The organism is Paenibacillus sinensis (genome assembly GCF_019904155.1).
GTDB lineage: Bacteria > Bacillota > Bacilli > Paenibacillales > Paenibacillaceae > Paenibacillus_AQ > Paenibacillus_AQ sinensis.
The window spans coordinates 26,379-40,736 of the sequence record NZ_JAHCMB010000202.1; the positions used below are offsets into that span (position 1 = coordinate 26,379).

A 14,358-nucleotide genomic window follows, 5' to 3' on the forward strand; every position below is an offset into this window, starting at 1 on the left:
CTTTTGTCCATTTTCCCCCGCTTACCCAAACAGGCTCTGCCCATTCGTCCCGATCACGTCTTTGTACCAATGGAACGACTTCTTGCGGTACCGCTCAAGCGTTCCCGATCCGTCGTCATGACGGTCGACATAGATGAAGCCGTAACGCTTCTTCAGCTCCGCAGTCGAAGCGCTGACGAGGTCGATGCAGCCCCAGGTCGTATACCCCATCACATCCACGCCGTCCGCGATTGCCTCGGCAACCTGAACAAGATGCTCCTTCAAATAATTGATCCGGTAGCCGTCCTCCACCGTCTTCTCGCCATTCTCCAGGGTCACCAGCTGATCGGCGGCGCCGAGGCCATTTTCCACAATGAACAGCGGCTTCTGATAACGGTCCCAGAACGCATTCAGAATGTACCGGAGTCCCTGAGGATCGATCTGCCAGCCCCAATCGCTCGATTTCAGGTACGGATTCGGCACGCCGCCCAGAAGATTGCCTTCTCCCTTGATCTGCTTCGCCGGGTCGGCCGTCTCACAGATGCTCATGTAATAGCTGAACGAGACGAAATCCACCGTATGCTTCAGAATCTCCTCATCCCCCGGCTCAAAATGGATCTCGATACCGTTCTCGCGGAAGAACCGCTTCATGTATCCCGGATAATATCCGCGTGCGTGCACGTCTGCGAAAAATGTATTTTTATGATCGCTCTGCATTGCCTGGATCACATCATCCGGGTTCGGCGTCAGCGGATAAATCGGCATGCTCAGCACCATGCACCCGATCTTGAAGTCCGGATTGATTTCATGTCCGATCCTGACAGCCGCCGCGCTCGCCACAAGCTCATGGTGAATGGCCTGGTACAGATCCTGATTGCTCAGCTTCTCCTTGGGCGTACCGATGCCGCCGCTCATGAACGGAAACTCCAGAATGGAGTTGATCTCGTTGAAGGTCAGCCAGTATTTCACTTTATCCTTGTAACGGGTAAAAAGCGTCTCCGCATACCGCTCGTAAAAGCCCACCAGCTTGCGGTTCACCCAGCCGTCATATTCCCGGGCGAGATGCAGCGGCGTTTCATAATGGGAAATGGTGACCAGCGGCTCGATGCCGTATTTACGGCATTCATCGAACAGATCGTCGTAGAACTGCAGTCCCTTCTCGTTCGGCTCCAGCTCGTCCCCCTTCGGAAAAATCCGCGACCAGGCGATGGACGTCCGGAACACCTTGAAGCCCATCTCTGCGAACAGCTTGATATCTTCCTTATACCGGTGATAAAAATCAATGCCGATCAGCTTCATATTGTCATCGGTCGGCACATCCGTCGGCGGCGTCTTGACGCCATGAGGACTCACATCCTGGGTAGACCAGCCTTTGCCGTCCTCCTGATACGCCCCTTCCAGCTGATTCGCGGCTACCGCGCCGCCCCAGAGAAATCCTTCCGGAAACTGAAGATTCATGTTTTTTCCCGCCTTTTTTCGTTATGATAAGGTTATACCGGCATCCTAAACCTTGGAACGCGTTACATGTCAAGCATTAGATCACGGCAAGGAGACAACCCCATGTCCACACTCGATCAAATAGCCAAGCTGTCCGGCTTCTCCAAAGCGACGGTATCCCGGGTGCTCAACGGCTCACGGCATGTAAGTCCGGATACCCGCGAGAAAATACTGGCCATCATGAAGGAACAGGACTATGTACCCAACCGGAACGCCGTCTCCCTGTCCAAAGGCAGGACCCAGCAGATCGGCATGATTACGATAAATCTGAACGAGCTGATTCTGCATTTCATGAACGGCTTCGTGGAGAGCGCCGGACGGCACGGATTCCAGACGATCATCTATACAACCGGCGGAGACAGCCAGAAGGAGCTTCAAGCCCTTGAGGATCTCAAGCGAAAAAGAGTGGACGGCCTGCTCATCCTGACCTCTGTCAGCTCCCCGGGCCTTATTGCCTCTTACCGCAAATACGGGCCTATCGTGTCCTGGCAGCGTATGGACCATCCAGATATCCCGTCGGTCGCCATGAACCAGTTCGAGGGCTATACCCTCGCCCTTGAACATTTGCTCTCGCGAGGATACACCCGCATTGCCAATGCATTCGGCCGCCCCAGCAGCATCAATACGCAGAGCCGGCGGGAAGCGTACGAACAGGCAATGGCTGCACACAATCTCCCTGTAGATGAGCAATGGTACCATTCCTCCGTCTACAGCATCGCGGACGGCGAGCGCGTGCTGCGCTCCCTGATGGAGCAGCAGGACCGTCCCGAGGCGGTTCTATGCGCCAATGATCTCGTTGCAGCCGGTATAGTAAGCGAAGCTCGCAGGCAGGGAGTCGGCGTGCCGGAGGAGCTGGCGATCGTCGGCTATGACGATACAGAGCTGGCGAAGACGATGGGCATCACGACCGTACGGAACCCGGTTGCCGGCCAGGCAGAGAATGCCTTCAGGCTGCTGGCTCCCGCGCTGCTGGGAAAGGCGCTGGCGCTTCAGCCCCTGGCATTCAGCCTTGCCATCCGGGAGACAACCTAGTCTAATGGCCCGCCTGTGGAACGGTTCTTGTAGTTATATAGAACCGTTCTTTATTTTTCGCTAAAAAATGACATTTTTCGTTCCGATAGTAACCATGAACCGCTGCTAACCTTAGGCTGTACCGGCTTTCATCCCAGTAGAGACACACGCATTGATCGCACTTCCCCCTCCTTCGCCCTCAGCCGCAGCGTTGATATAGATGCTGCCCGCCGCTGTTGTTCCATTCCGAAGCAAGTCGTATGTACCCGTCCCACCCGTTTGTGACAAAGGCAAACTTGCCGAAAGGCAAGGACGCAAAGCCATAGGGCCTTCTTCGTCTCCAAAATGAGTCGAAGATGGCAGCCGCGCTGCCGGAAAAAAGAAATGCGAGATCAGCCGCGCCCGATTCGGGGGCGCGGTTATCGGACATTTCGGGGGAAGAGCTTTTTTGAACGAATCCGCTATTTGAATATTGCCACCGTTTGTGAAAGTCATTCCTCCTCCGCCCGTACTGGGCGCTGCCGACGCTTACCCTAGCGAAGCAGCGGCGTACATGGGGTATTAGAACCGGAGGAGAATTAGCATGAGAAATCAAGTTCCGCATCAAGACCAGTCCGTCTCCGCTGCATCCGCAGCAATTGCCACGACCACAGCTTCGCGCCGCCGCCGTATCCTGACCAGAAGGATTGCCTTGCTGACGGTGTTCGCCCTAGTGTTGGGCGTTCCGTCCATTGTCCCGTCCATTCCGCTGCATTCCACCGTATTCGCCGAACACCGGACCGCAGGCTCCGGCAACAGTACCGGCTCCAGTGGTACCAGGGAGAACGCCGTCACCGGAGCATCCGCGGCAGACGGGGAAGCCGCTGTTACCGGGGAGACTGGAGCGGACAGGGAGACCACCGTTACCAGAGAGACTGGAGATAGCGCCGTTACCTCAAGCGTGTACGCCGCTTCGGGCGACAGCCTGGCACTCCTGCCTGATGGACCGCTCTGGACCATCGGCGCCCATGACGGCAGCTTCGCCGAATTTTCCGATTACCGCGCCATGACCGGCAGCTACTCCGCCAATTTGCCTGACGAAAGCGCGTCTAACAACTGGAAGACCTTCCCCAAAGGCATGAAGGCCAGCGTGAACAAGACGCTCACCATCGGCTACTCGCTGGAAGCCCTACCCGCTTACGGAGCGGAATTCGACGTTCATATTCTGAACGCCTATATTTCCGTGCCCCAAATGGCCGTCTACTCGAACGGCCGTCTCGCCGGACTGCTGCAAATTGCCGGAACCTCGGGCAGCGGAGGCGCCTATCCCTTCCGCGAGCTGTACCAGCTCTATATCCCGAAGGAGCTGCTGAAGACCGGTGACAATGAGCTGAAGCTGGAGGTGTACGCCGGCTCCTACGCAACTACGGCAGGCGATGCGAATCTGTGGTATGAGTGGGATGAGCTGTCCTTGAACGCGCTCGCCGCCCCGGCAGCCGAGCCGATCCACGGGCGCTATATCCATCTCGGGACCGCCATCGCGAACGGCTTCGTTATTGATGACAATGTGACCCGGCTGCTGCCGGAGCTGACCCGCTGGCTTGGCATCGCCTACAGCGGCAACATGCTGCGCACCGGCTTCTGGTCGGACACCAAGAGCACCTGGCAGAACGGCATCGTGTCCTATCTGCAAACGATGAAGGATCTGAACCTGCAGCCGATGGTCGGTATTTTCGGCTCCGATTTCATGAACAGTCAGGACATGCTCGCCGGCCATATGACAGACAGCATGAAGACCTATTACCGCCAGTTCATGGCCTCGTACGGCTCGTACTTCTCCTATCTCGAAATGGACAATGAACCGGGCGTATTCAGCCACAATCAGGCTTCGATTGTGGAGCTGGCCCAGTTCCTGCAGTCCGAGAAGGCCAGCACTCCCTGGCTGAAGATCGTCGCCCCGGGCTGGGCTTACTGGCCGACCAAAGGCACGCCCTACGGATGGGAACGCGATCCCGCGCAGCGGAAGCCGATCGAGGCGCTGTCCGATCTGACGAACGGACACAGCTATTCGCTGTCCGGCCTGGCCCAGGCCCGGGGCGGCGCGCTGAATGAGAACCTGCTCAGCTACGATGGGGGCACCGATGACGGCCTGCCCAAGGAAATGGTCATGACCGAGAGCGGAGCGAATGATCTGCACACCGACCAGAGCAAATTCGGGGCATCAGCCTATAAATACGCAGCCATCTTCGACCGGGAGATGCGCGGGGACATCGGCTACGCCGACCATATCATGCAGCATACCGCCTTCGACTCGTCTTATCCGAACTATGCGCTATTCGTCCGTCCGGCGAACTGGAGTACGCATAAAGCCGCCGACACAATGGCCTGGGCGGCCAATTCCGCCGAAGGCGGCGAGACCCGGCTGCGCACATTCCGCCGCCTGGCCGCGGCCTATGCCACGCACGGCTCGCCGCTGCCGTACTACTTCCTGGGCGGCGACGATTCCGCCGGCCGCAAAATCTATGTCCGCGCCGTCGATACGGCCGGACTCGGAACGTCGGCCGTAGGAGCCTCGGCCGACAAGCAGATCGTCAGCGTCGTAAGCTTCGAGCCTGCCGGTACGCCGGCGCGGCATGTGAGCGTGCGCGTGACGCTGCCGGAGAGCGGCACGTACCGGGCTCTGCAGTACCGGGACGGCCAGACGCTGGACGCGGCTTACTCCGTTAGCGACCTGACCGCATCCCCCTATCTCGATCTCGACCTGACCGTGGCGGCAGGCGAAGCCGTTCAGCTGTACCTGACGAAGGAGGAGAAGCAGGCTCCGCAGAAGCCGGTTCTCGTGAAGGCCGAAATGGCGACCTGGAACACCGCCGTTATCGGCTGGAACGAATCGTCAGACAACGCGAAGACGACCTCGTTCCGGGTATATCGGGACGGCGAGGAAATCGCCGTACTGCCTTCTTCGCTGACCAGCTACACCGATACGACGATCAGCTATGACCGGACTTATTCGTATACCGTCAAGGCAGGCGACGATTCCGGCAACCTCTCGGCTGCGAGCGATCCGCTGCAGCTCACCGTGCCGGACATGCCGGTTACGCCGGGCGGACCGCTCTACGAGACGGAGAAAGCTCAGCTTGGCGGCATCGCCAAGACAACGCCGGACTCCTACGCCTCAGGCGGCGCCTATGTCCGGGACATGCATGCCAGCGGCTCCAGCGTCAGCGTCATCAACATTATGCCGGGCGCCGGGAGCTACACCCTGCGCGTCGGCTATGCCACCTCGGCGGATGCCACGCTGAATCTGTATGTGAACGGCCAAATGATCCGGAAGCTGACGTTCGTCTCGACCGGCAAAGCCTCAGGCTCCGGCGCCTACAAGAGCATCTCGACCGACATTGCGCTTGCAGACGGCCCGAACACCGTCATGCTGCGGCATGACGGCGGCAATACCGGCGGTGTCAATCTCGATTACATGGAGATCATTCCTACAGCTGCCTCACAGACGGACCCCGGCTGGAGCGATTATGCCTTCAACGACGACGGAATCTACTATACACCCGGCATTACCACCAATGACAACGGCAGCTGGAATGAGACGGAATCGCCAGCCGAGACTGCATCCTTCAGCTTCACAGGAACCGGCGTCCGATGGCTGGCCAATGTCCAGAGCAATATGGGCTTGGCGAGCGTATACATCGACGACATCCTTCAGGAGACGATCGATCTTACAGCTGCCAATCTTGAAGGCTACAACAAGGTCGTATTTGAGAAAAAGGACCTGCCGGACGGCAGTCACACGCTCAAAATCGTCACAGCAGGCGGCAAAGTTACCTTCAATAAATACAGTGTCAACGGCCCGCAGCAGAGTCTGCAACAGGCGGAATAGCACAGCGCCGCAATCCTCTTCTCATCATTTGGGTCTATGAACAGCAGCAGCCCCGGAGCCGGTACTTACCGGAGCCGGGGCTGCGCTTGTATCGGGTCGCGCGGGCGACTGCTGCATATGGATTCGCAAAGGGAAGTTGCCGCCAAGTACCGGGCCGCGCAGCGCATAACGAGAAAGGCCAGCCAAGAACTCTCTTGACCAGCCTCTTCATCCATGTGTCTATCCTGCGCTTTCGTCCTTTGTTCCTTCCCCATGCCACAGCTTCCGGAAGCTCTCGCTGCTCTCCAGCAGCTCCGCCGCCGTTCCCTGCGCTTCGATCTCTCCATTCGCCAGCACGATCACATGATCCGCGCGGGTGAACGCCGCCTTCCGGTGGGAGACGACGAGACAGGCCGTATGGCCCCGGATGAGGGACAATCTCTCCCACAGCCGCCGCTCGGTCTCGACATCCAGCGCACTGGACAGATCGTCGAACACGTACAGCTGCGCCTCGCGCACCAGCATCCGGGCGGCGGCCGTCCGCTGGGCCTGGCCGCCGGACAGCTTCACGCCGCGCGGTCCGACCATGGTATCAAGGCCGTTCTGCAGATGCGGAACGTCCTCCTCCATCACGGCGGCGTGAATCGCCTGCGTGAGGCGTCCCGGCTGCTCGGGAATCCCGAGCAGGATGTTGCTCCGCAGCGTGTCGCTGTAGAGGCGCGGAATCTGCGCGGTGTAGGCGCTCTGCGGCGGAACGAAGAAATCGGCGGGACGGCCGACCCGCCGGCCATTCCAGCGGATGTCGCCTGCATCCGCCGGGAGAAGACCGAGCAGCGTCCGCACGAGCGTCGTCTTGCCGCTGCCGATCATCCCGGTGATGACCGTGAAGGAGCCGCGGCGAAGGTCCAGGTCGATGTCCTGGATGCCACGGCCGGTTTCGGGATAGCGGTACGTCAGTCCGCGGACGGACAGCTCCGCAAGCGGCGGAGCCTGCGCAGGAAGCGCCTCAGCCGGACTGGCGGCGGGATGCTCACCGCCGACAGGTCCTCCGGCGACGGTTCTCTGCGGCGGGAATTCAGGTGAGACGCTGCGAGAAACCCCGCTAGCCAAGTCCTTGACGGGGTCGCCGTCCCCCGGCGATTCCCCCAACAGTTCTTCCGTCGGCTTCCCATGCGACTCTTCAGGCGTCTCACCAACAAGCGCACGCTCACTTGCCCGCGCACATTCTCCGGCAGGCGCGGACTCGCCGTCTCCATCCGGGCCGCTTACGTAGGCGGGCCCGCGCTCGCCGCCCCCGGACTGGCCACTCACATAGACAGTCTCGACCGAACCGCCGCTGCCTCTCTGGCCGCTTACATAGGCGTTCTCGACCGGACCGCCGCCTGCTGGCCGGCCCCCTCCGCCCTCGCTTTCGCGGCTGCGGGTTCTGCGCTTCCGTTCGATGCCGATTTCATTCGGCTCTGTCAGCAGCGTCGCCGGCGCGCCCTGAAGCATATTCTTGATCCGTTCGAAGCTGACGCCGAGCTGTTTATAGTAGGTCATGAAATTGCCTACATTGGAAATCAGCGTCGTTACGAAGGTCAGATAGTAGACGAACAGCGACAGATCGCCGACCGTGAAGCCGCCGCTGCGCATTTTGTACCCGGCCAGCACGAGAATAAGGCCGGTTCCCAGGTTGACGGAGTTCGTGAAAATCGACGACAGCGTCTCCGTCAGCAGCTTGTCCCTGACCATCGATTGGCGGCGCCGCTCGCTGAGGGAGACGAAGCGCTCCACGATCCGCTTCTCGGCGCCCGCCACCTGAATGGCCTGCACATTGGCGAACATCTCGCTGATCGCTCCCGTTACCTTGGCCGTCGATTCACGGCTGGCCGCCCGGTATTTCTGGATACGGGCGGTAGCGATCTGGGCGGCGGTAACAACCAGGATCAGCGGAACGAATACGAGCACGGTCATCTGCAGATCGATCGAAACGAGAATCCAGCTCGCGGCGATGACGAAGCCGACAAGACCGAGTGTGTCGACGGACCAGCTGGTCGCTTCCTCCGCCTGCTCCACATCGTCCCGGAAATTGCTGATCGCCTCGCCCGGCGAACACGGAATGGCCCGGGCGCCCGGCTCCTTCAGCACATGGCCCAGCATGTTCCGTCGTACCAATGTCGTGACCCGGTAGCGGAAATTCACGTCGGTCATGAATCCGGCGTAGATCAGCGCGATCCGTCCGAGCGCGGCAGCGACAAGCAGCGCGGCGATGCCCCATACCCCGTAAGGGAAGGAGTACGTCCCTTCCAGGTGGTCGAAGAACGCCTTCGTCAGCAATCCGGGCACGAGCGGAGCCATATGAATAAGCGACCAGGCGAGCAGATTCAGTAAATATAGGCCTGGTCTATACATGATTATCCGCCAGAAGAAATGTCTTGTCTTCATGCCAGCGCCTCCTCCATTCCGGCAGCCAGCATACGGCTGAACCGGGAATCCGGGTCCTTCGCCAGCGCCTCGCGGGGACCGTTCTCGATCATGCGGCCGTTCTCCAGGATGAGAATTTGATCGGCCCGCTGCACGGTGGCCAGCCTGTGTGCAATAATGATGCAAGTCTTCTCGGTCAGCAGGCGGCTGATCGCCGCTTCGATCCGGTGCTCCGTAAGCGGGTCAAGACGAGACGAGGCCTCGTCCAGAATGACCAGCCCCGGCTCCGTCAGGAAGACGCGGGCGAAGGCCAGCAGTTGGGCTTCGCCTGCCGATAGACCGCCGCCTCCCGAGGCCAGCTCTGTATCCAGCCCTTCGGGCAGCGAAGCCAGCCAGCTTCCGAGTCCCAGCTCCTCCAGTACAGCCGATATTCTTCCGTCTTCAATCCGGTCATCGAACAAGGTCAGATTGTCGCGGACGGAGCCTTCCAGAATTTCGATGTTCTGCGTGACGAGCGCCACCTTGCGCCGCAGCTCATGCAGCTTGCAGCTCCTAATATCGGTGCCGCCGAGCATGATGCTGCCCTCCTGCGGATCGTAGAAGCGGAGCAGCAGGCGCGCAAGCGTCGTCTTGCCGCTGCCTGTGCGGCCCAGAAGACCGAGCGTCTGCCCCGGCGCAAGCCGGAGGCGCAGGTCGCACAGCGTCGCCGCCTCTCCGTCTTCATAGGCAAAGGTCAAATCGCGGAATTCCACCGCAAGCGGACCAGCCAGAAGCTTCGCACCGGGGCCGTCCGTAATCTTCGGCTGCGTGGACAGCAGCTCGTGCACGCGCATCAGGCTGGCGTCGGCTTTCTGCAGATCCTCAAGCTGGGTGCGGATCTTCTCAATCGGCTTCGCCAACAGCTCCGTATAATAGAAGACCATATAAATGGAACCGATGGTCAGCGTGCCATGCCCGTTCTTCCACAGCGCGGCGCATACGAGAAAAGCCGCAGCATTGCCCAGCGTAAAGACGAGAATCGTCGTGCTCCACATCAGAAAAAAGCCTACAAAAGAGCGCACCCGGACCGGCAGCATCCGGCGGGCCAGCTCATAGAACCGGTTCAGCACATAACCGGCCGCTCCGTTCGCCCGCGTATCCTCCGTTCCTTCCAGATGCTCGCCGATGAAGCCGTAGAATTCGGCGTTCAGCACCCGCCACTGCTTCCACGCCGGAACGGCGAATTTGCGGATGTACTGGATCAGGAAGACAGCTCCGATGACGAACAGGGTCATGGTCAGGCCGATCCAGATATTTTCCCGGAACAGAAGCGCCAGAATGCCAATCATGAGAAGCAGATTGCCGAACAGATGAATGATGAAGCTGGAGAAAAAGTTCGCAAGCGCGTTCACATCCCCGTCCACCCGCTCAATCAGCGAGCCGGAGGTCTGTGTCTTGTGAAAGCTCATGTCCAGGGACAGGCAATGCTCCGCCAATTCGGCCCGCAGCTTGTTCGTCGTCGACCAGCCTAAGTTTTCACTGAAATAGGCGGCCGCTACCGACACGCCCTGTTGAAGAAGCGAGAAGACAATGAACAGACCGGCCGCGTAATAGAGCAGCTTAAGCTCTCCCTGCCCTTGAGCCGTATCGATGAAATAACGGATGATCTGCGGATTCACGAGCGCAAGCCCGATCGACGCTAGCAGCAGCGCTGTCATCCCTGCAAGCAGCCGGCGCTGCGGCAGCACATAGCGGACCAGCATGTCGCGGTACAATCCGGGGCCGCGCCGCGCACCGCTCCCGCCGGGCTTATGCTTTCTTCGCATGAAGTTCTTCCTTTCCTGGATAAGGGATTGCCACTCGCCGGTTTATCCGGCATGCTCTCCTATTTTAAGGGTATAGGCGCCTGACCGCAAAGGCGAAAATTCTAAAGATTTAGAACCGGTTATCCGGCCAGCTGCAAAAGCCCGACCCGGTCTCTGACGAAACCGGATCGGGCTGCAATGCTATATGCTTAAGACTATTCCAGATCAGAGGCATACACTTCCACCCGATCCCTGCCATTGTTTTTGGCCTGATACAGCGCGTGGTCCGCCTTCTTGATCATCTCTTCGGGAGTTGACTCTGCACCTTCTTCACTTGTGTAGATGCCGGCCGACACGGTGATCCGGATCTGCTCGCTGCCCGTGGAGAAGAGATGATCCCTGACCTGCTCCCGAATCCGTTCGCACAATAGGCGGGCTTGCCCCGTATTCGCCTCGGGAAGAACGAGCCCGAATTCCTCTCCGCCGTAACGGCCGATCGTATCGGTGCTTCGGACCGATGACAGCACAATCCGGGCGAATTCCTTCAGAATCCGGTCTCCCGCCTGATGGCCGTATGTATCGTTGACCAGCTTGAAGCGGTCGATATCCATCATAACAAAGGACAAGGCTCCGCCGCCCCTGGACTGCTTGCGGCACTCCTTATCGAACAGCTCGATCAGCAGCGCATGATTATAGACGCCGGTTAACCCGTCTTTGGACGCGAGCTCCCTCAGCCGGTCTTCCCGCTCCTTGAACCGCAGGGCGGATTGAACGCGGGCAATGACCTCCACCTCATCGATCGGCTTCTTGATGAAATCGAAGGCCCCGAGCTCCAGCGCTTTTTTCAAATCGCTGCCTTCCGTCTTGGCGGTGACCATCAGGACGGGGATGTCCTGCGTCAAATACTCCTGCTTCAGCATCCGGCACACTTCGAAACCGTCGATTCCGGGCATCATGATGTCCAGAAGGATGGCATCCGGCTGCTGATCGCGTGCCAGCTCAAGCACCTGATCGCCCCGGCTGGCCGTGCAGACCGTGAACGCTTCATCCTCCAGGATATCCTGAAGCAGTCTTACATTGTTGGGATTGTCGTCTACAACAAGCAGAGTATGGTTCATTGCGGCTCCCCTCCCATCCATCTGCTTAGTTTGTGAAAGAACGCCTCATCATCGATGGGCTTCGAAATATAGTCGTCAAAAATGGAGCGGAACAGCTCCTCATCGCTTCTCATAGCATGCGCCGTTACTACGATGTACGGGATGTCCGCCGCATGCGGATACGCCTTCAGGGCGCGTGTAACGTCGATCCCGTCCATATCCGGCAGCGAGATATCCATAAGCACCAGATCGAAGGAATGATCCCTAGCCAGGTTCAGTGCCGCTTCTCCGGACTCTGCCTTGAGAAGATCGGCCGATTCATCCCATTCCTCAACCAATTGTTCGACAAGCCTTATGTTATGGGGATTATCCTCAACCAGCAAAATTCTTCGGTTCATTTGACTTCTCCTTGATTTTTTCAATTAATGCCTGCATGACCTGATCGATCATCGTCCCCGACTTTTGGATAATGAGGCTGGAAAGGTCAAGCAGCTGCTGCCGCTCTCCTTTTGTCAGGTCTTTGGCTGTGACGACAACGACCGGAATGTCGCTTAACGATTCCGTACTCCGAATGGTCTCCAGAACGGCGAACCCGTCCATTTTGGGCATCATCAGATCGAGAATCACCATATCCGGTTTCTTCAGATTCATCTGCCGTACCGCTTCAATACCGTCACCCGCCAGCCGGCAGGATATATGCTCTTCCTTGAGGAATTGCCCGATCAAATTGAGAAAATGATCATCATCGTCGGCAACAAGGACATCGATCCCTTCGACTTTGGACAGGGTTCGGGTAATTGTGCCAAGAAGCTCCTCCTGTGTCACAGGCTTGATCAGGTATTCATCCGCCCGCATCCGGTAGGCCAGGTTCCGTTCGCTTAATACAGACGCCATAATGATCGGAATGTTTCTCGCCGACTGGTGGTCTTTGATATCGGTCAAAATCTCCCAGCCGTCTCTCTGGGGAAGCATAATATCCAGAATCACCACATCCGGCGCCAGCTCCACAATCTGCTGAACGACATCCCCCTGACCGTCGAGAGAAATGGTCTCAAAGCCGTGCTCATCCAAATACTGCTTGAATAGCTTATGTACATTGGGATCGTCATCCACGCACACGACCCGTCTGTGATACCGGACATCCGGTCTTTCCGGCTCCGCAGCCTTCTCTTCTGTCCAGTGGGCCGGAATACGGACGGTGAAGCAGCTGCCGATCTCCGGCTGGCTGACGACTTCAATCGTTCCGCCGAGCATCTCCACGAATTTCTTCGTGATGGATAAACCGAGTCCGGTTCCGCCTACTTTGCGGGTGTAGGAGCCGTCAATCTGGCGGAATTCATCAAAGATGCTGACCAGATGGTCCGGAGCGATCCCGATACCCTCATCGCGGACATCGATGCGGTAGCCGGCTCCTTCTTGTCCGACGGACACCGTTACGGTTCCTTCTTCGGAGTACTTGAACGCATTGCTCAGCAGGTTAATGAGGATTTGCTTCACCTTCATCCGGTCCGACGTAACCAGAATGGAGGCTTCGTCTCCTGTCTCCATCAAATACTGGATCGGCTTATCGTCCCGCAAATTCTGAGTCATGATATAGACTTCCTGAATGACCTTCAGGAGGTCGAACGGTTCAGGATGAATTTCCATGCGGCCCGCTTCGATCTTGGAGTAATCCAGCAGACTGTTGATCAGCTCCAGCAAATGAACGGCCTCATCCCGGACAATGACGAGATTATCCCGCTGGACAACCGGAAGATCGGCGCCGCTCTTCTTAATGACCCGGTTCGTGAATCCGATAATCGAATTCAGCGGCGTTCTCAGCTCATGGGACATGTTCGCGAGAAACTGGCTTTTCAGCTTGTTCGCTTCATTGACCTCGATCATTTGTTCCTTCAAAGCTTCGTTCTTTCGCTTAAGCTCAACTTCCCTGCTCTGAATGGCAGCCTGCATCCGGTTGAAATGACTGATGACGACGCCAAGCTCCTTATCCGTCTTCAGCTTGATCGGTTCCCGATAATTCGACTGGGTGATGCGCTCAATGGCTTGAATCAGCTGCTTCAAGGGATTTGAGACCGAATAGGAGGTGAAGAAGGAGATTCCTACGGCCAAGAGGGCGACGATCACACCGCCAAAGGTCATGACCATGGCTGTATTCCGTTCGGTCGCATCAAGCCGGTCGCCCCTGACCTCCAGCACCTGCTGCTCGTAACTGGTAATCTTGGCAAGGATGGCGCGAAGCCCGTCCATTTCATTCTTGCCTCTGTCCGTCTGGACGATCGCGATGACCTCCGCCATCGACATTCTTCCGGCATTCACATCGCGCCGGCTCTTGATCACCTGATTGGTCTCCCAGTCGAACCAGTTCAGAAATTTGGTGTGCATCTGGTTCAGCAGCTCCTGCTGGGACCTGGTGTCCGAGGTAAGCTCCAGAATGCGCTGGTAATGCTCGTTGTAATCGGTAATTCCCTGAACATATGGATCGAGAAATTCCTCTTTACCCGTAATGGCATAGCCGCGGGCCCCCGTCTCCATATTCAGCAGGCTCTCCAGAATCAGGTCCGATTCCCGAATCACCTCCTGAGTGTGAAGATTGTCCGCCACCGCCTGCACCTGTTTGTCATAATTGATGTACGTATATCCAAATACGCTGACCATCAGCAGGATAATAATGCCGAAGCCCGCATACAGCTTCTGGTTTAGCCTTAGAAAGTTGAAAAACATGAAGTCCCTCCCGTCA

General features: G+C 58.0%; 9 protein-coding genes and 1 riboswitch. Of the genes, 2 read left to right on the forward strand and 7 right to left on the reverse strand.

The genetic code is table 11. The features are described from left to right. Positions 1-21 precede the first annotated feature (21 nt). A complete protein-coding gene (locus tag KIH86_RS25265; RefSeq protein ID WP_223081042.1) occupies positions 22-1,437 on the reverse strand; it encodes a glycoside hydrolase family 1 protein in 1,416 nt (471 codons plus the stop codon). A gap of 102 nt (positions 1,438-1,539) precedes the next feature. On the opposite strand from KIH86_RS25265, the gene KIH86_RS25270 reads away from it, so the two are divergent. Beyond that, positions 1,540-2,508: a LacI family DNA-binding transcriptional regulator gene (locus KIH86_RS25270; protein ID WP_223081041.1), complete on the forward strand. Its 969-nt coding sequence runs from the start codon at positions 1,540-1,542 to the stop codon at positions 2,506-2,508. A 111-nt stretch (positions 2,509-2,619) separates the two neighbouring features. Here KIH86_RS25270 and KIH86_RS25275 read toward each other — a convergent pair whose 3' ends face one another. Continuing rightward, on the reverse strand, positions 2,620-2,775 hold the full coding sequence (locus KIH86_RS25275) for a hypothetical protein (RefSeq protein ID WP_223110732.1): 156 nt from the start codon (positions 2,773-2,775) through the stop codon (positions 2,620-2,622). Continuing rightward, positions 2,767-2,863, forward strand: a riboswitch (cyclic di-GMP riboswitch). Its footprint overlaps the gene before it by 9 nt. A gap of 207 nt (positions 2,864-3,070) precedes the next feature. Here KIH86_RS25275 and KIH86_RS25280 point away from each other — a divergent pair. Then, the gene (locus KIH86_RS25280; RefSeq protein ID WP_223081040.1) at positions 3,071-6,355 is read left to right on the forward strand and encodes a polysaccharide lyase family protein; all 3,285 of its coding nucleotides are present in this window, start codon (positions 3,071-3,073) and stop codon (positions 6,353-6,355) included. 219 nt (positions 6,356-6,574) lie between these two features. Here the strand turns inward: KIH86_RS25280 and KIH86_RS29670 are convergent, their stop codons facing one another. From KIH86_RS29670 to KIH86_RS25310, 5 genes are all read right to left on the reverse strand, one after another. After that, positions 6,575-8,761 (reverse strand): ATP-binding cassette domain-containing protein, encoded by a 2,187-nt coding sequence (locus KIH86_RS29670; protein WP_235775597.1) that lies wholly within the window; start codon positions 8,759-8,761, stop codon positions 6,575-6,577. Beyond that, positions 8,758-10,482 (reverse strand): ABC transporter ATP-binding protein, encoded by a 1,725-nt coding sequence (locus KIH86_RS25295; protein WP_223081069.1) that lies wholly within the window; start codon positions 10,480-10,482, stop codon positions 8,758-8,760. The genes KIH86_RS29670 and KIH86_RS25295 overlap by 4 nt, the downstream gene beginning before the upstream one ends. Before the next feature lie 257 nt (positions 10,483-10,739). After that, positions 10,740-11,642, reverse strand: a complete 903-nt coding sequence (locus tag KIH86_RS25300) for a diguanylate cyclase (protein WP_223081039.1) — start codon at positions 11,640-11,642, stop codon at positions 10,740-10,742. After that, positions 11,639-12,019, reverse strand: a complete 381-nt coding sequence (locus tag KIH86_RS25305) for a response regulator (protein WP_223081038.1) — start codon at positions 12,017-12,019, stop codon at positions 11,639-11,641. Before KIH86_RS25305 ends, KIH86_RS25300 begins: the two co-directional genes overlap by 4 nt. Beyond that, positions 11,994-14,342, reverse strand: a complete 2,349-nt coding sequence (locus KIH86_RS25310; protein WP_223081037.1) for a response regulator — start codon at positions 14,340-14,342, stop codon at positions 11,994-11,996. The genes KIH86_RS25305 and KIH86_RS25310 overlap by 26 nt, the downstream gene beginning before the upstream one ends. Positions 14,343-14,358: the final 16 nt, after the last annotated feature.